Raw genomic sequence first — 16,449 nt, forward strand, 5'->3', positions numbered from 1 at the left:
AGCTAGGCATTCTCCGAGGTCCGCCAAGGCGTCTCCTGCCCTAATGAACACAAAACTTTTGGTAGCAAATCAATGGGTTGCGCCTCCGCTCGACCGTCGCTCAAGTTCTAGCCATTGAATTATATGTTCCCTATATGTTCTCATGCTGAGTGAGATGATGCGGCGGGATCCGCAGCGAAGCGAACGAGCGCGCCGCCGAGCTGGATAGAGGTGTGGACATCGCTTCCATGCCGCGTCGCAGAAATGGCGAAGCAGCCCATACCGGGTCTAATCCCGCGACGGATCGAACGACGGGGGAATCATGACCTTCACAGCCACGGTAACAGAGGCGCACGAACCGGTGGTTCGATGCCCCAACTGCAGTCACGACATAAGGCTGACCGAGTCACTGGCGGCCCCCCTGCTGGAGGAGAATCGCCGGCGCTTTCAGGAGCAGATGGCGCATAAGGACGCGGAGATCGCCCGCAAGAACGAAGTGCTGGTCAAGGAGCGGGACGATCTCGCAAAGGCGCGCGATCAGGTCGAGGACCAAATAAAGCAACGGCTCGCCGTTGAGCGGAATCATTTGGTTGCAGCCGAGGCGAAGAAGGCGCGGGAGGCAGCAGCCATCGAACTCCAGGCGAAGTCCGCCGAAGCCGCCGAACTTCGCAGGACGCTCGAGGCCAACAACGTCAAGCTCGCCGAGGCCCAGAAGGCGCAGGCCGACGTATTGCGAAAACAGCGCGAACTCGATGACGAAAAGCGGGAAATCGACCTAACCGTGGAAAAAGCGGGTGCAATCCTCCGTCGAGGGCGTCCGGATCAAGGCCCGGCAAGACGCCGATGATGCGGCCAAGCTGCGGATTTCGGAAAAGGACCACACGATCCAATCCATGACCCGAACCATCGAGGAGCTCAAGCGCAAGGCCGAACAGGGCTCCCAGCAGACGCAAGGCGAGGTGTTCGACTGGAACTTGAGGAGATCCTTCGCGGCAGGTTCCCGACCGACATAATCGAACCGGTCGCCAAGGGAGAGTTCGGTGCTGATGTGGTACAGCAGGTCAATGGCGCCGGCGGGCAGCCGGCCGGCATCATTCTTTGGGAAACCGAACGTACCAAAAACTGGAGCGATGGTTGGCTCGCCAAACTGCGCGAGGACCAGCGCCGTTGCAGCGCCGATGTCGCGCGTCTCTCACGCCCTTCCCAAAAACGTCGAGTATTTCGATCTTGTCGACGGAGTGTGGGTCGCTCATCCCCGTTGCGCCCTTCCCGTCGCGGTATCGCTGAGGCAGGCGCTAATCGCCGTGTCTAACACGAGGCTGGTCCAGCAAGGACAGCAGACCAAGATGGAGCAGGTCTACAACTATCTGACGGGTACGAAATTCAAGCAGCGCGTCGATGCCGTCATCGATAAGTTCAACGACATGCGGGACGACCTCGATAAGGAACGCAAGTTCATGAACCGACAATGGGCGAAGCGCGAAACGCAAATACTCTCCGTCGTCGAGTCGACCGTCGGAATGGTCGGGGACCTGCAGGCGATCGCCGGCAAGGCGATGCCCGAGATCCCCAGCCTGGATCTTCCGCTCCTTGAGATATCTGACGCGGCCGAATGATGGAGCGCCGAGATGCGTCTTGCCCAAGAAATTGGCAGACGCAGTCCCGGCGTACGCATCGCTCGCTCAGATAACGGTGCTCGTCCACTTGCGGACCGAGCGCATGATCCGCTCCACCCATCGGTAGCCCTGCCGGTCGCTGGCCATGAGCTTGCGGATGTCAAAGGTCATGTCGCCGACGGCCGCACTCGGGTAATGCGTGCAGGAAGCCGACCAGCGCCGAAATCGTTCGGTCTCGGTGACCAAGCCGGAATTGCCGTCGTACGAGAGATAGGCGCCTGGCCTGGCCCGTCGACTCCAGGGCGTCACCATCTGCACGACCAGCCCGACCGCCAGCGACGCGAGCACACCGTTCGACCACACCACCTGCGGTCGTCCGCCGGCGGCACCATACTTACGGGACTCTTCTGCCAGCGCCGCATCGATGACGATTCCCATGCAGCGCAGGCACGGGCTGCCGGGCTCGGACAGCACCACCTGGCCCGCGACCAGGTGGCCGTGGCCGCCGCCCAATTTGTGCACGTCCATTCCCTGATCGATGTACGGTATCAGGAAGCGTCGGCAGAAGGCATCAGGTTCGTCCTTGCCGCGCACGTTGTCGAGACCGCCCACGATGACCTCGCAGCGCTTCAGCGCATCGCCCGCAAGCTGCCACTGCTTGCAATGAATCTCGACGCGGGCCTTCGGATTGATCGCAAGGATCATCCTTTTCATGATCGCGACCTTTGCGGTCCGCTTCAACACGTACCACCAGGTGCCCCCGATTAGTCTGTTGAGGTTGGTCAGCGAGATGTGGTCCCCGTCCGCCAGCACGAAGTGGCCGACTCCGGCGTGCGCAAGCTGCTGGGCGACGTGCGAATTGCCACCACCGAGCCCAACCAGGCCGACGGTCATCTCGGCCAGCCGCTGCTCGCTGTTGGCGCCGAGAAAGCTCTGACGATCAAGCCAGCTCATATTTCGCACTCCATTGCTCGACGATCGGCTGATCGATGCGGATGAAGCGATCGATCGACACGGAAGGTTTGCCGGCCTCGAGCCAGAGAAGGCCGGTCGCGCGGTTGTTGCTCAGCACCAGCAGCCCGTGCGGCATCTTCAGGCATGAATGGAAGAACCCCGGCACGAATTTGTTGCCGCTCTCGAGGTCCACCCCGCTGAATCCGGGAAGGCCGCGACCGCCGTGGGTATGGACATGCAGAAGGGCCGCGGCTGGTCGATAGGCCGCCTGCGCAGCCTTGCGCATTGCGTTGGAGCCGATCCGTGCACCGACCTTGGGATCGACCTCGTAGTCCTCGTCGGCAACCGGCATGTATTCGCGAACCAGCAGCATCAGGCCGCCCGGCACCGCGGCCGCACCTGCGGTCAAGAAGCCGACGCGCTCGTGTGCGAAAAAGTGGAGCCGAGCGAGGTCGCGCCGGACCAGATCCAGCAGCGAACCGGTGATTTTAAGTGCTACTTTCATTGGAGCTGTCCCAAGTGGATGGCGAGGATCTCGGACCACGGCAGCGCTGCCGGCACGTTGTTGAACGACATCGTGTGCCAGGCGCGGCCCATGATCTGGTGCGCGGTCCAATTCTGGCCGCGGTTCGGAAAGGCCTGCGACAGGAACAGCCGCGTGGTGTAGCTGGCGTGGTTGCGGGGACAGAGCAGACCATCGACGGTCACTTTTCCCCCATTGTGCTGTACCGGCATGCTCGGCAGGTAGACGAGGGGCTGTCCCCCCTCGTCCCAGATTTCGGCGCGGCGGTTGATCCGCCGCAGTGCCGCGAGTTGGAGTTCAGCGGTCACGAAGACTGTCCCACCGGCGGATGGGAGGCGAACTCCATGCCGTCCTTGACCTTGAGGCGTTCGCCCGGCGCCATCTCGCGGAAGACGCCGTCGGCACCGATGAAGTCCAACTTGTAGCCGGCAGGAACGCCGAACACCGTCATCAGTTCCTCGGTGGTGTAGACGCGGCGCTCGAGTTCGAACTCGGCATCGCCACCGTAGATCACCGTCACCGTCTTCTTGCGGTGCCGTAGCTTGAAGCGTTCGGCACCGCCACCGCCGATGTCGACGACGTCGTCATCATCGAAGACCTGGTCGACGCCGGGACGCTCGAGCGACAGGGACTGATCGTCGCCGGCGCCGGCGAGGAACTTGATCTGCGAGGCGAGCAGCTTCGCAAGCGGCCATTCCATCGCCAGGCCCTCGACGAAAAAGCGGTGGATGTCGCCGCCCTTGATGACGAAGAAACGGCCGACGTTGTTCTTGTCGAGATCGGAGGTCTCGGTGGGGCGGAGCGTTTCCAGTTCACAGGTCGCGAGGTGCCGCAGCACGACGTAATCCTCGACCGGGTGCTTGCCGGCAGCCATGCAGACTTCGGCCCCGGTGACCTTGGCGTCGTCGAACGCCACCGTGTGGAACTCGAATTGGTCGTCACCGACCTCGGCTTTGAACGAGCGGGCCCGCTGGGCCATTTCGCCGCCGGGGATCTTCAACACCGTATCCATGCGTCTTCTCCGTCTCATGCGCCCGGACAGGCGTCGTTTGGCTTGACGAAATCCCGGAAGAGACCGATGATTCCGAATCAGTTCGTATTGGGACTATATCTAATGGGACTAAAATTGTAAATCAAGTCCCATTTGGCACAAACCGAGGAGCCCTATGGACATCAGCAACCGGACAGAGACAGCACAGCAGCCACAAGGACCACGCCCATCAACACTCGATTTCTTCTTCAAACTGGCGGAGATCTGGGACTTGAGCACTGATCAACAGATCAAGTTGCTGGGATCGCCTGGCCGCTCGACCTACTTCCGTTGGCGCAAGGACGGCGGCGACGTTTCTGCGGATACCCTCGAGCGGATTTCGCATCTGGGATCCGTCTACAAGGCTCTCGGCATCCTGCTCGATTCGCCGGAAGCCGCCGTACGCTGGATCCGCCAGCCAAACCGGTTCTTCGAGGGGGCATCTGCCCTCGACATCATGCTCACCGGCAATCTGAGCGACATCATCAGGGTACGACAGTACGTCGATGCCCAGCGCGGAGGCTAAGTTTGGCGTATCCGCAAATCTCAGTCGACGGCCAGTATCGGCGGTTGATTCCCTCGAAATGGCCGACCATCGACATCTACGAGAAATTCGGTTCTCGCGAGATGCAGGCGGTTGCCGCCGAGATCGAGACGATCACCAACCCGCGTCTTGCTGCCAAGGCCCGCATCACAGGCGGCGACATTTCCGCCGATTCAAATTCGCCGAGGCTTCAGAACTGGAATCACGCGCCGTTCGCCTATCCCATGCCGGAGGGCACGTATTCGCTTCCGCCTCCTTATTCGGTCCTCGAGCTTGCCGCCGAAGAGCGCGGCGCTCTTGCCCGGGCAATCCTCCGGCGCGAGGAATTCCTTTCCCGTACCGACGAACCGGCCTGCGGCATCGACATGAGGATGATCACGAACAGGGTCGTCGGGAATTTCGTCGATCTTCGCGGACTGCCGGCCGACACATCGCAAACCGCAAGGTGGATGATGGGGCGGCAGCTATATGAGGATGGGGTTCACGGCGTCCTCTTCAAGATGACCGAACTGCCAGGCAGTGAATTCATCTGTGTTTTCACCAACGAGGTTTTGGTGGACCGTGGCGTGCAAGGCGCCCATTACCGTTTCCGATGGGATGGTCAGCGTATCGGCCGCCTTTATGACTTCGCCGCCGACCGCGACATGGATCGCAACGACATTATCGCCGGGTCCATGGCGGCTTAAGTGCGGTCGAGCACGGCGCCGCCGGAGGACTGGCCGCTGCGCCGCTGCTAGTCATTGCGGGAGCAGGTTCGGGAAAGACCAACACCCTCGCCCATCGGGTCGCCCATCTGATCGTTCAGGCGCCGATCCGCGCCGAATCCTGTTGATGACGTTTTCCCGGCGCGCCGCCGCCGAGATGACAAGGCGGGTCGAACGGATCGCCCGCAAGGTACTGGGCGAGAACGCTGGGATCATGACCGACGCGCTCACCTGGGCCGGCACCTACCACGGCATTAGCGCCCGGCTGCTGCGCGAGTATGCCGAACAGATCGGCCTGGATCCCGCCTTTACGATTCACGACCGCGTAGACTCTGCAGACCTGATGAACCTCGTCAGGCATGAGAGAGGCTTCTCGAAGACCGAGAGCCGCTTCCCTACCAAAGGGACGTGCCTCTCGATCTACTCGCGCTGCGTCAACGCCGAGATGCCGATCGAGCAGGTAATCGGCGCTTGGTATCCATGGTGTTCCGGGTGGGCCGCAGAGCTCAAGGAACTGTTCGCGGCTTATGTTGAAGCCAAGCAGAAGCAGAACGTGCTGGATTACGATGACCTCCTTCTCTACTGGGCGCAGACGGTCGGCGACGCTGCCTTGGCTGACGACATCGGCGGCCGCTTTGATCACGTCTTGGTCGACGAGTATCAGGACACCAACCGCCTGCAGTCCTCGATCCTGCTCGCGTCGAAGCCCGGAGGCCGGGGGCTGACGGTCGTCGGCGACGACGCTCAATCGATCTACTCGTTCCGCGCCGCGACCGTGCGCAACATCCTCGACTTTCCTGCACAATTTTCGCCGCCCGCCAACATCATCACGCTCGACCGCAATTATCGGTCGACGCAGCCGATCCTTGCCGCCGCCAATGGCGTTATCGACCTTGCCAAGGAACGCTTCACCAAGAACCTATGGACCGAACGCACCTCGGCAGCGAAACCGCAGCTCGTCACCGTACGTGACGAGGCTGACCAGGCGCGCTTCATCGTCGAACGCACTCTCGAGAACCGCGAGTCCGGAACGCTCCTCAAAGAGCAGGCTGTTCTGTTCCGGACATCCAGCCACAGCGGTCCGCTTGAGATCGAATTGACGCGTCGGAACATCCCGTTCGTAAAGTTCGGCGGACTGAAGTTTCTCGATGCCGCTCACATCAAGGACATGCTGGCATTGCTGCGGATCGTCGAGAATCCGCGCGATCGTGTGGCCGGGTTTCGTCTGCTGCATTTGCTGCCTGGCATCGGCTCAGCCACCGCGCAGCGTGTGCTTGACCACATGGCGCAAGCCTCCGATCCGATCACAGCGCTCGCGGACATACCGACGCCACCGCGCACGGGCGACGACTGGAAGGGCTTCGTCGAAGCGTTGGGCAATCTCCATTATTCCGAGTGGCCCGTCGATCTCGAGCGTGCCCGCCTCTGGTACGAACCGCATCTCGACCGCATCCATGAAGACGCCGAAACACGGCGGGCCGACTTGCTCCAGCTCGAGCAGATCGCCTCCGGATATCCTTCCCGAGAACGCTTCCTAACTGAACTCACGCTGGATCCGCCCGACGCGACTAGCGATCAGGCCGGCGTGCCGCTGCTCGATGAGGACTATCTGATCCTGTCGACGATCCACTCCGCCAAGGGTCAGGAATGGAAGTCGGTCTATCTGCTGAACGTCGTCGACGGCTGCATGCCGTCCGATCTCGGTGCCGGGACCTCGGCCGAGATCGAGGAGGAACGCCGCCTGCTTTACGTCGCCATGACCCGAGCAAAGGATGACCTCCATCTGGTCGTGCCGCAGCGCTTCTTCGTTCACGGTCAGCATTCGCTGGGTGACCGCCACCTCTACGCCTCGAGGACACGGTTCATCCCAGAAAAGCTGCTGGATCTGTTCGAGCGGACGACTTGGCCAGTTGTACCTGCCGGCGCACGTGCTCCTAGCCAAGGACCCAAGGTGGATATCGGCGCGCGCATGCGTGGAATGTGGCGGTAGCTGACCGCCACAAAAGGGGCGAAGGCGCGTCATAATACTAGTGTCGCTACACGGCATAATACTAGTGTAACTAAACAACATAATACTAGTGTTTTAACACAACATAAAAGTAGTGTAAACATACAGCATAAAAGTAGTGTAATCACCCAACCCAAAGTTAGTGCGCGCAAACGCCGGAGCCGGAGGTTCCAGATGCCGAGCCTGAACCAAAAATTGGCCGATTCTCTTAGTAATCTCAAGAAATTATCTGGAGACCCCTCTCGGCGGGTGTTCAAGTCAACTGACTTGTCCCGCACGGACCGCGAGCGCCTAACCGAAGCCGGCTTTCTGACTGAAATCATAAAAGGATGGGTTATGACCACCCGTCCGGCCGACCGCCAGGGCGATACCACCTCTTGGTACTCGTCGTTCTGGGAGTTCGCGAGAGCCTACCTGGATGACCGCTTCGCCAAAGCGTGGGTCCTTTCTCCTGAGGTCTCCGTCTTGCTGAACGCCGAGAACCTCAACGTCCCGCAGCAGATCATCATTCATGCCCCGGACGCCAACAACCAACTGCTCAAGCTACCGCACGACAATTCCTTCTATCTGCTCAGGGTCCCGAAGCTCGCCGTCACCCCGATCGAAGTCGCTGGAATGCGGGCATTCCCGGCTGAGGAAGCCTTGTGCTCGGCTGGACCAGCCTTCTGGCAAAACAACAAGAACGACGTCGTCGCCCTGATCGGCGCAGTCCGCAGCCCCGTCATCCTGCGCGTTCTCCTGGCCGGAGGGCATGCGCTGGTAGCCGGACGTATCGCGGGCGCCTATCGGACGCTCGGAAATACCCGGGTCGCGGACGAAATCGTCGCCACAATGCAGCGCGCAGGACACGATGTCCGCGAGGATGCCGATCCGTTCAAGGGGCCGGTGCCCATGCAACTAACGGGCGCGCGCCAGGTCTCTCCGATCGCCACCCGCGTCCGTCTCATGTGGGCGGAGATGCGCGACAAGGTCCTGCAGAACTTCGACATCGAGCCGCGGCTGATCAACGATCACGACGCATACATGGCCTCGGTTGACGACATCTACACGTCCGACGCCTACCACTCCCTGTCGATCGAGGGATACACGGTCACCGAAGATCTGATCGAGAAGGTCAGAAGCGGAAAGTGGAATCCCGACGATGATCCGGAAGATCGCGAACAGAAGAATGCGTTGGCGGCCAAAGGATATTGGGATGCATTTCAAGAAGTCCGCAAAGCCGTCGACCGCATTCTCAAGGGAGAGCAATCGGCAGAAGTCGTCGAGGCGGAGCACCTCAATTGGTACCGCGCGCTGTTCCAGCCTTCGCTCGCCGCCGGCATCGTCAAGCCAGAGAACATGGCCGGATACCGCCAGCATTTCCTCCATATCCGAGGCTCTCGGCACACTCCCGTGAACTGGGAGTCGGTACCCGATGCGATGGAAGCGTTCTTCGACTGCCTGAAGCAGGAGAAAGACCCGCGCGTCCGCGCGATACTCGGGCATTTTCTCTTCACGTTTATCCATCCGCTGCCGGACGGAAACGGCAGATCGGGCCGTTTTATCATGAACACGATGCTGGCATCGGGCGGCATTCCTTGGACGATCATTCCGGTCGATCGGCGGGTCGAGTACATGCAAGCTCTCGAAAATGCCAGCAGCGACGGCGACATCGTTCCCTTCGCCAAGATGGTTGCCGACTGCGCGAAACATGAACCGCCGCCGCCGAGGCGCAGCCGCCCAGGCGAGAAGCTGGCGGAAATCGTCGAAGCGGCGTCTCCACTCAAACCATAAGGGATTCCATCCGCTCCGCGCGAAACACGGATGAGACTTCCCACCACAAGCTCAAAGATGTGCAACCTCTATTCGATCACCACCAACCAGGCTGCCATAACCGCGCTGTTTCGCGTCGTGAACCGATACGTCGGCAATCTGGCACCGATGCCGGGCGTGTTCCCGGACTACAAGGCGCCGATCGTGCGCAACGGCGCCGACGGACGCGAGCTTGTCACTGCGCGATGGGGGATGCCGTCGTCGCAGCACGCGCTCATGGAGGCGACCAAGAAGCGCGCCGCGAAACTTGAGGCCAAAGGCAAGTCGGTCGATTTCAAGGAATTGCTTCGAATGGAGCCGGACGGCGGAACAACCAACATCCGCAACGTGAAGAGCAAGCACTGGACGAGATGGCTGGGAGCGGAAAACCGTTGCGTCGTCCCGTTCAATTCTTTCAGCGAGTTCAACAAGTCCGAGGGCGGCGATATATGGTTCGCGCTCGATGAGACGCGTCCCCTCGCCTGCTTCGCCGGCATATGGACCAACTGGACCTCCGTCCGGAAGGTCAAGGAAGGTGAGACGACCAACGACCTCTACGCGTTCCTCACGACTGAGCCGAATGCCGAGGTCGGCGCCGTCCACCCCAAGGCGATGCCTGTAATCCTGACGACTCCGGACGAGATCGAGACCTGGATGACGGCTCCTCCGGACGAGGTCTTGAAGCTGCAACGGCAGCTTTCGGACGGGTCGCTCAAAATCGTCGCCCGCGGCGTCAAGGAAGACCCGCCCGGACAGACAACGTGACCATCGAGGACGAGGACGACCAGGCAGTTCCCCCGGGCCGCCAGCGAAAGATCATCCACGTCAACATGGACGCCTTCTACGCGTCCGTCGAACAACGAGACAATCCGGATCTCCGCGGCAAGCCGGTCGCCGTCGGCGGATCTCAGGAGCGGGGCGTCGTGGCGGCAGCCAGCTATGAAGCCAGGAAGTTCGGGGTGCGCTCGGCCATGCCGTCGGTAACCGCCAAGCGGCAGTGTCCAGATCTGATCTTCGTGAAGCCGCGCTTCGAGGTCTACAAGGCGGTATCCCAGCAGATTCGTGAGATCTTCGCGGAGCACACCCCGATCATCGAGCCGCTGTCGCTGGACGAGGCCTATCTGGACGTCACGGAAAATCTTCAAGGCATTCCGCTGGCGCGGGACGTCGCCTTGGCGATCCGTGCCAAGATCAAACAGGAGACCGGCCTCAACGCCTCCGCCGGGATATCCTATAACAAATTTCTGGCGAAGGTCGCCTCCGACTTCCGCAAGCCGAACGGCCAGTACGTCATCACGCCGGAGATGGGGCCGGCGTTCGTCGAAGCTCTCCCCGTCGGCAAGTTTCACGGCATAGGTCCAGCGACCAACGCTAAGATGAACTCGCTCGGATTGTACACCGGTCTCGACATGCGTAACCAGTCGCTCGAATTCATGCAGGCAAACTTCGACAAGGCCGGCGCGTACTACTACTGGATCTCCAGAGGCATCGACAATCGTGAGGTCCGCGCCGACCGCATCCGGAAATCCGTCGGCGCCGAGAACACGTTCTCCAGCGATCTGACCTCGACGCCATGCTTTCAGAATTGCAGCCCTTAATCGACAAGGTCTGGCGGCATTGCGACGACAGGGGGTCTCGGGGCCGAACGGTGACCCTGAAGGTGAAATTCAACGACTTCGAGATTATCACGCGCAGCAGGTCCGTACCTGTTCCGGTTTCTAGCCGGCGCGAGTTGGAACGCCTTTCGGTCGCCTTACTGCAGAATGAGATCCCCTTTTCCAAACCGGTGCGTCTTCTGGGGGGCGCGCTCTCGTCGCTACAAGGTGACAATCAGGCAGAGCCGCAACTCGGGCTACCGATCTAGCTAACTGCTATCAACGAGGGATTCCGGTGTCCTCACCCGCCCTTTACTCACTCCCAGCACGATGTTCCGGCGGACCGCATGTCCGCAATCTCGATCACCTAGCGTCTCACAAGGAAGGCTGATCGACCGCAGCCTGTGGCGGCGGTGCGTTTCGGTCGGCTTTAGCCTTCTGAAACTTGATGTGGTCCGCGAGATTCTCGGGCGAGTACTCCTCGGTGGAGTAGAAATGCGGGACGCGCGCGGCGGCCGCCCTTGCGTAGACGGATGAATGCAGGATCGCCTCCGGATCGACGTGACGCAGCCCCTTCGGCCATCGGACGCCCCAGAAGCCGGGTTCGCGCTCGTCGTGCTGGGGTCCCAGTGCATCCGGCCGAAGCTGCAGCAGGAGCGGGTTGACCTTGATGCCGGCGCCGTCCGGTCCGGTCTCGTCCGGAAGCGCGGTCGCCGCGTGCACCATCCATTTCAGCGAAATATCGGAGAGCCGGGATTCGTTTTCCAGATAGCTACCACCAACGTCCGAATGGTTACCGGCGAACCAGACCTGTTGCAGCCAGTCCGGATCGCTGTCCTTGCGCGGCGGACCTTTGTTGCTCTTGCTGCCCCATTTCACGATGGCGAAATCGTTACGGTTCTCGTCGAGCGACAAGGCGTGGCGGGCATACCGCACCTCATTGTCCAGGTGCGGGTCGTAGAACCTCATCTTCGGCGAGGTGAAGTGCAGCGTTTCCGAAAATGTGTAGCCTTCGAGGCCGGTGGCATAGCGCAGGTGGGAAACGACATACCAAATGCCGGCGACGGCAACGGCGAGCCCTCCCAACACCAGCATCCACGTCCAGAACGTCAGCGCGAACATAGACAGGGCCCAGCTTCCGAGCAGCAGGAGCGCCGCAGCGCCGGCCACCATGGCCGCCGACAGCCGGTAGCTTCCGAGCGATGCGACGGTGTCGAACACGCCGATGAAGTACGGGTTGACGTTCGGAATGCCGGCAACATCTGAGTTGTATTTCCGGCGGAAGCGGAGCGCGATGGCCTTGCGCTGGCCGACGTATTTTTCGTCGGCCGGCGAACTGACGTGCTGGTAGACGTTCTTGACGGCCTCGTTTGCAATCTTCTTGATGGATTTCGCATCGCGCCGCAGCGGCGTCTTACCGTCCGCCATGGTGGTCGGTACGCCGCACATCGACAGCACCGCCGCGAGGCACCGGACCGTGTAGGCGCCCCTAGAAAATCCGAACACGAAGATCCTGTCGCCAGGCTCCCACATGCTCAGGATCGCGCAGTAGCAGTCGATGATGTTGGTGGTGATTCCGAGCCCTGTAGCGAGGCTGAACAAGTTGTGCAGCCAGCGGTAGGCGCGGACGACGAAAAAGGCGCCCTCCGGCGGCATCGACCCGAGCCCTGCGTCATAGAAGGTGACCTGGTCGGCCGGGTCGATGTCGGAGTCCGGTCCGCAACGTGTTGCCCGGTAGAGCTTGTAGATGTTGCTGCGGCGCTCGTCCGGGCGAAGACCACCGACCTGTCCGGTGCCGTCTGAGAAGATTAGTATGTTCTTTGCCATGATGTCCTGCTCCTACCGGGGATACGACTTGTGCAGACCGTAGCGCTGCCGCAACGTGTCGCCGTTGGCGTCGAGAATTCCGCTCTTCTTCGACACGAAGTCGACTCGGGACGATTCCTTGCCCGATTTTTCGATCAGGTTGATGGCCTGGTACGCGCCGGTGTGGTCGCCGGTGGAACGGACGATCACGTCGCCGGTCTTGGTGGTCATGAGCCGGATGCCTTGCTCGTGCAGCAGTTCCCGGATCTCTTCGCGTGGATGGTCATACTGGTTGTCGTAGTCGGCCGAGCAGATCGCCAGACTGGGCCCCAGATGGGTAAGGAATTTTTTGGTGGTGAAGCCGTTGTCGGCACCATGGTGGGCCAGGATCATGACGTCCGTTTCCGTCGTCAGGACCGGTGACCGGCGAAGCCGCGCGCCGATCATCGGCGACTCGACGTCGCCGAGGCTCAGGACGTTGAAACTGCCTTTGCGGAAATGCTTCACCGTCGAGTTGTCGTTGGCGCAATCACCGATGTGATAGGGGTTGTACAACGTGTTGCGGAAAGCCTGACTCTCGGCCCGCTCGAGCCCATTGATATAGGCCGGCGTGATGTGTGTGATCTCCGGAATCCGATTGGTGTTGCGACGGCGGTCTCGATAGTCCGCGATGATCTCCAGACACCCTTCGCCGTGGTCGGTATAGGGGTCGTAGCCGGGACACTCGATCCTCAGCGGTTGGATCAGGTTCAGCAAATCGAGAAGCTCGTGCCTGTTGCAGTGATCCGCGTCCCAACTCGTGATGTGGAGAAGGTCGGCCTGCTCAACGCCGCAACGGTTCATCATTTCATGCTCAAGCTGGCGGCGGCTCTCGTCGGTGAGCCGTCCTTCGATGACGGTGAAATGGCCGCCTGCGAAATAGGAGAACGAAGAGCCGGGACAACCCAGGTGATAGGCACGGAACCGGGTGATGATACTTTTCATGATCGGGTCTCCCACTGAAGCGATCGCGGGAAACCCGCCGGGGTATATGTCGTCAAGGTCACGTCAGCGACTTCGAACCCGTGCCGCCCAAGAGCGTCGAACTGCGTTTCGGAGAGCGCCTTGAGGTCGGTCGGATATTGCAGGGCCGTCACTGCCTGCTCGTCGGACTGGAACTCGTCGTAGAACCCGACCGGGCGTGCTCGGTCCGACTTGATGTCGACGCTGCGCACCGAATTGCCCATGCGCAGCAAGACGCCGCTGACGTTGCCGGACGCGATATCCGCGATGAGCATCCTGCTGCGGAGCGCGCGGATCTGGTCGCCGGCGATGTCGAACAACCGGGGCTTGGCTAGAATTCCCCTGAACAGCGCTGCGAGCGGCGATCTGCCCGGTGGCCGCAGCGGCCCCGAGGCATCGCTGCAGATCAGAAAGTCGCAATCTTTTAGGCCACAGCCCGGCTTAGAGATCGCCTCAAGGCCCATGTTGTCGTAGGCACCACCGTCCCAAAGGCGCACCGAAGTCGCCGGTGGCGGCCGCATTTTGATCTGCTTGCCGGTCGCCGGATCGGTTTCCCACCAACCTCCGGGTGGTAACCGGAGCGTCAGCGCGCCGATTGCGTACGGGACCGCAGCTGAAGCTGCCGCGGCCATGCTCAAGGGCACGTCCGGCGCGTAATTCCGGCCGAAAGTCCAGTCGCCCATTTCGCGCTTGGCGAAGCGCCAGTTCTTTCCGGTCTCCAAGCAGGTGGCGTTGATCAGCCAACGCGGATGGTCCGGAAGGTCGCCGAGCCGCCCGCGGATGCCCCACTGCCTCTCAAGGAGCGTTGACAGCACCGCGGCACGGTCCATGAATAGGCGAGCATTGAATTCGACGACGCCGCTCCAGCCTATTGCCTTGAAACTGAACAGATCGGCCGCTGTCATGCGGCGGCGCAGTTCCGGATAGATGTTCTGAAGGTAGCGCCGCGATGATGGCCACGACATTCCCGAGTGCGAAATGACCGCAGCGATCACCAGGCTGCCGCCGGATACCGTTGACACGGTCGAGACCTCCTCGAGAAGCCCTTCTTCGGCGAGGCGCTTGATTACTCCCAAATGGAAGACTGCGGCACGCACTCCTCCGCCGGACAGCGCGAGCCCGATCTTCCTGCCAGCGAGACCCGCCGCAGGCGGCTGCGGCGCAACCGCGGTATCGATGCCGTCACTCATGACCCAAATAATCCTGCCCAAAAAAACACGATTAGAAAAATGGCACATAAAGTATGCCTACTCCGAACATGGGAACGCGGGTTTCCATTGTCAAGGAGTTTTGGTATCGCTACTCTGAACTTATTTAATTCGTTGAATCGCTTGGAGAAAAATGAGATGGCGCAAACGTTCGGAGAAAAGATCCGAGCTCTCCGGAAGGAAAATGGGCTCACGCTCGACCAACTGGCCGACAAGACTGAGTCGTCGAAGAGCTACATTTGGGAGCTCGAGAACAAGAATCCGCCAAGACCATCGGCGGAAAAAATAGCAAGGATTGCTGCGGCACTTGGCGTGACCAGCGATTATCTGATGGATGAAAAGGATCAGAAGAAGGAGACCGCACAGGATCTCGCCTTCTATCGCAAATACCGGACGGTGGATCCCGCAACCAAGGATAAAGTCAGGCAGATGTTGGATCTGATGATCAAGAAATGACTGACGTCGGCGCGGTCATCGGTCATAAAAAGTGGGCAACCGAATTGACCCACTTGCTGCGCGCAGTTCTCGGCGACGAGCGATTTCCGGTCGACGTCGAAAAACTTGCGATGGAGGTGTCGGCAAGCCGCTTTCCAAAGGATCCTCTCAAGGCCATCAAGGGGGGTAACCTCCCCGGATTTGAGGGCGCCTTATATCCGCTGGGCGAGCCGCGCGACGGATGGGCCATAATCTACAACAATGCAAACGTATCTCCAGGACGTATAAGATTTACGACGGGGCACGAATTCGGCCACTACTTGGCTCATAGGCATTTGCTGCCCGACGGGATCGAGTGTGACGACAAAGTCGTCATCCAGCGCGCCGGCATTGGCATCGAGAAGGAAGCCGACGAGTTTGCCGCGTATTTGCTCATGCCGTTCGACGATTTCAGAAAGCGGGTGTCATCGACCGACAAGCCGGGCGTAGATGAATTGAGTGCGTGCGCCGAGCGCTACGGAGTTTCACTCGTTGCTGCTATCATGCGATGGCTTGAATACACCGAGCGCCGCGCAATCCTGGTCGTTTCGCGCGATGGCGGAGCCATTTGGTCAAAGGCGAGCGATGCGGCATTTAGGTCAGGGCGGTTTATTCGCACCGCCAAGCAGACATTTATGCTTCCAGCGGGGAGTCTAGCCGTTCGCGAACAATTCGACGGGGCTGGCCGTGCGATCGGCACCCATCCTCCGGGAGTATGGTTCCCCGAGGTGACGGAGGAGATTTCGGTTAGGTCGAACCGATATGATTTGACTCTCACGTTGCTGCATCTTGCGAAGGAATACCGCTACCAGCCGAGCGCCGAGCCCGAATTGATGGATACTTTCGAGAAGTTTTCAGAACGCCGATAAGGCCTGCGCCGTGATGCTTGGGCTCGGTCAATACTTCACGACCGCGATCATCTCTCGCTCGTCATCCGGCTGCTCTAATACCGATCCGCGAACGAAAGAATATCGGCGCCGGATATTGACTCCTGACCGACCGCAAAAGACTGCATGGGGGCAGCAGAGGCAAGAGACGGCGTGATCACTGCTGGACGCCTCGATCTGACCGAGGTTCTCCACCATTGCGCAGCCAAGATCATCCAACAATTTTGCCGGACGCGTGCGTTGAATATGAGAATTGATGGCGCTCCCTAGGGAAACGAAGCGCGCCCTCGCGAAGCGTTGAAAAACCAGCAAAAAACGGCTTGGCTGC

General features: G+C 60.5%; 13 protein-coding genes and 3 pseudogenes. 9 read left to right on the forward strand and 7 right to left on the reverse strand.

Annotated features, from left to right (window positions below):
• Nucleotides 1-301 precede the first annotated feature (301 nt).
• Nucleotides 302-1,595: pseudogene (locus tag ABIB80_RS33850) on the forward strand (DUF2130 domain-containing protein).
• A gap of 66 nt (nt 1,596-1,661) precedes the next feature.
• Here the strand turns inward: ABIB80_RS33850 and ABIB80_RS33855 are convergent.
• The 4 genes from ABIB80_RS33855 to ABIB80_RS33870 are packed head-to-tail and all read right to left on the reverse strand — an operon-like array spanning nt 1,662 to nt 4,084.
• Nucleotides 1,662-2,549 (reverse strand): HesA/MoeB/ThiF family protein, encoded by an 888-nt coding sequence (locus ABIB80_RS33855; RefSeq protein WP_354129046.1) that lies wholly within the window; start codon nt 2,547-2,549, stop codon nt 1,662-1,664.
• Complete coding sequence (locus ABIB80_RS33860) at nt 2,536-3,054, reverse strand: hypothetical protein (protein WP_354129047.1); 519 nt, start codon at nt 3,052-3,054, stop codon at nt 2,536-2,538. Before ABIB80_RS33860 ends, ABIB80_RS33855 begins: the two co-directional genes overlap by 14 nt.
• Nucleotides 3,051-3,380 carry a hypothetical protein gene (locus ABIB80_RS33865; protein ID WP_279682317.1) on the reverse strand — a complete coding sequence of 110 codons (330 nt, stop codon included), beginning with the start codon at nt 3,378-3,380 and terminating at the stop codon, nt 3,051-3,053. Before ABIB80_RS33865 ends, ABIB80_RS33860 begins: the two co-directional genes overlap by 4 nt.
• Nucleotides 3,377-4,084, reverse strand: a complete 708-nt coding sequence (locus tag ABIB80_RS33870) for a multiubiquitin domain-containing protein (RefSeq protein WP_279682315.1) — start codon at nt 4,082-4,084, stop codon at nt 3,377-3,379. Before ABIB80_RS33870 ends, ABIB80_RS33865 begins: the two co-directional genes overlap by 4 nt.
• Nucleotides 4,085-4,238: 154 nt before the next feature.
• Between ABIB80_RS33870 and ABIB80_RS33875 the strand changes: the two genes are divergently transcribed.
• From ABIB80_RS33875 to dinB, 6 genes and pseudogenes are all read left to right on the forward strand, one after another.
• A complete protein-coding gene (locus tag ABIB80_RS33875) occupies nt 4,239-4,628 on the forward strand; it encodes an antitoxin Xre/MbcA/ParS toxin-binding domain-containing protein (RefSeq protein WP_279682314.1) in 390 nt (129 codons plus the stop codon).
• 2 nt (nt 4,629-4,630) lie between these two features.
• Complete coding sequence (locus ABIB80_RS33880) at nt 4,631-5,332, forward strand: RES family NAD+ phosphorylase (RefSeq protein ID WP_354129048.1); 702 nt, start codon at nt 4,631-4,633, stop codon at nt 5,330-5,332.
• A 2-nt stretch (nt 5,333-5,334) separates the two neighbouring features.
• Nucleotides 5,335-7,340, forward strand: a pseudogene (locus ABIB80_RS33885) (ATP-dependent helicase); the annotation flags it as partial.
• 192 nt (nt 7,341-7,532) lie between these two features.
• The gene (locus ABIB80_RS33890; protein ID WP_354129049.1) at nt 7,533-9,131 is read left to right on the forward strand and encodes a Fic family protein; all 1,599 of its coding nucleotides are present in this window, start codon (nt 7,533-7,535) and stop codon (nt 9,129-9,131) included.
• A 57-nt stretch (nt 9,132-9,188) separates the two neighbouring features.
• The gene (locus ABIB80_RS33895; protein WP_354129075.1) at nt 9,189-9,914 is read left to right on the forward strand and encodes an SOS response-associated peptidase; all 726 of its coding nucleotides are present in this window, start codon (nt 9,189-9,191) and stop codon (nt 9,912-9,914) included.
• Nucleotides 9,915-9,979: 65 nt separating this feature from the next.
• Nucleotides 9,980-11,013: pseudogene (dinB, locus tag ABIB80_RS33900) on the forward strand (DNA polymerase IV).
• Nucleotides 11,014-11,119: 106 nt separating this feature from the next.
• Here the strand turns inward: dinB and ABIB80_RS33905 are convergent.
• From ABIB80_RS33905 to ABIB80_RS33915, 3 genes are read right to left on the reverse strand one after another with little or no spacing between them, the layout of a single operon-like run.
• Nucleotides 11,120-12,571: a T6SS phospholipase effector Tle1-like catalytic domain-containing protein gene (locus ABIB80_RS33905; protein WP_354129050.1), complete on the reverse strand. Its 1,452-nt coding sequence runs from the start codon at nt 12,569-12,571 to the stop codon at nt 11,120-11,122.
• Between the two features lie 12 nt (nt 12,572-12,583).
• Entirely contained in the window at nt 12,584-13,549 is a 966-nt protein-coding gene (locus ABIB80_RS33910) for a ComEC/Rec2 family competence protein (RefSeq protein ID WP_354129051.1), read from the reverse strand.
• Nucleotides 13,531-14,742: a patatin-like phospholipase family protein gene (locus tag ABIB80_RS33915; RefSeq protein ID WP_354129052.1), complete on the reverse strand. Its 1,212-nt coding sequence runs from the start codon at nt 14,740-14,742 to the stop codon at nt 13,531-13,533. The genes ABIB80_RS33910 and ABIB80_RS33915 overlap by 19 nt, the downstream gene beginning before the upstream one ends.
• Before the next feature lie 156 nt (nt 14,743-14,898).
• On the opposite strand from ABIB80_RS33915, the gene ABIB80_RS33920 reads away from it, so the two are divergent.
• Entirely contained in the window at nt 14,899-15,216 is a 318-nt protein-coding gene (locus tag ABIB80_RS33920) for a helix-turn-helix domain-containing protein (RefSeq protein WP_279682305.1), read from the forward strand.
• Complete coding sequence (locus ABIB80_RS33925; protein ID WP_279682303.1) at nt 15,213-16,103, forward strand: ImmA/IrrE family metallo-endopeptidase; 891 nt, start codon at nt 15,213-15,215, stop codon at nt 16,101-16,103. Before ABIB80_RS33920 ends, ABIB80_RS33925 begins: the two co-directional genes overlap by 4 nt.
• The last annotated feature ends 346 nt before the right edge of the window (nt 16,104-16,449 follow it).

This window comes from Bradyrhizobium sp. i1.15.2, assembly GCF_040548425.1.
GTDB lineage: Bacteria > Pseudomonadota > Alphaproteobacteria > Rhizobiales > Xanthobacteraceae > Bradyrhizobium > Bradyrhizobium canariense.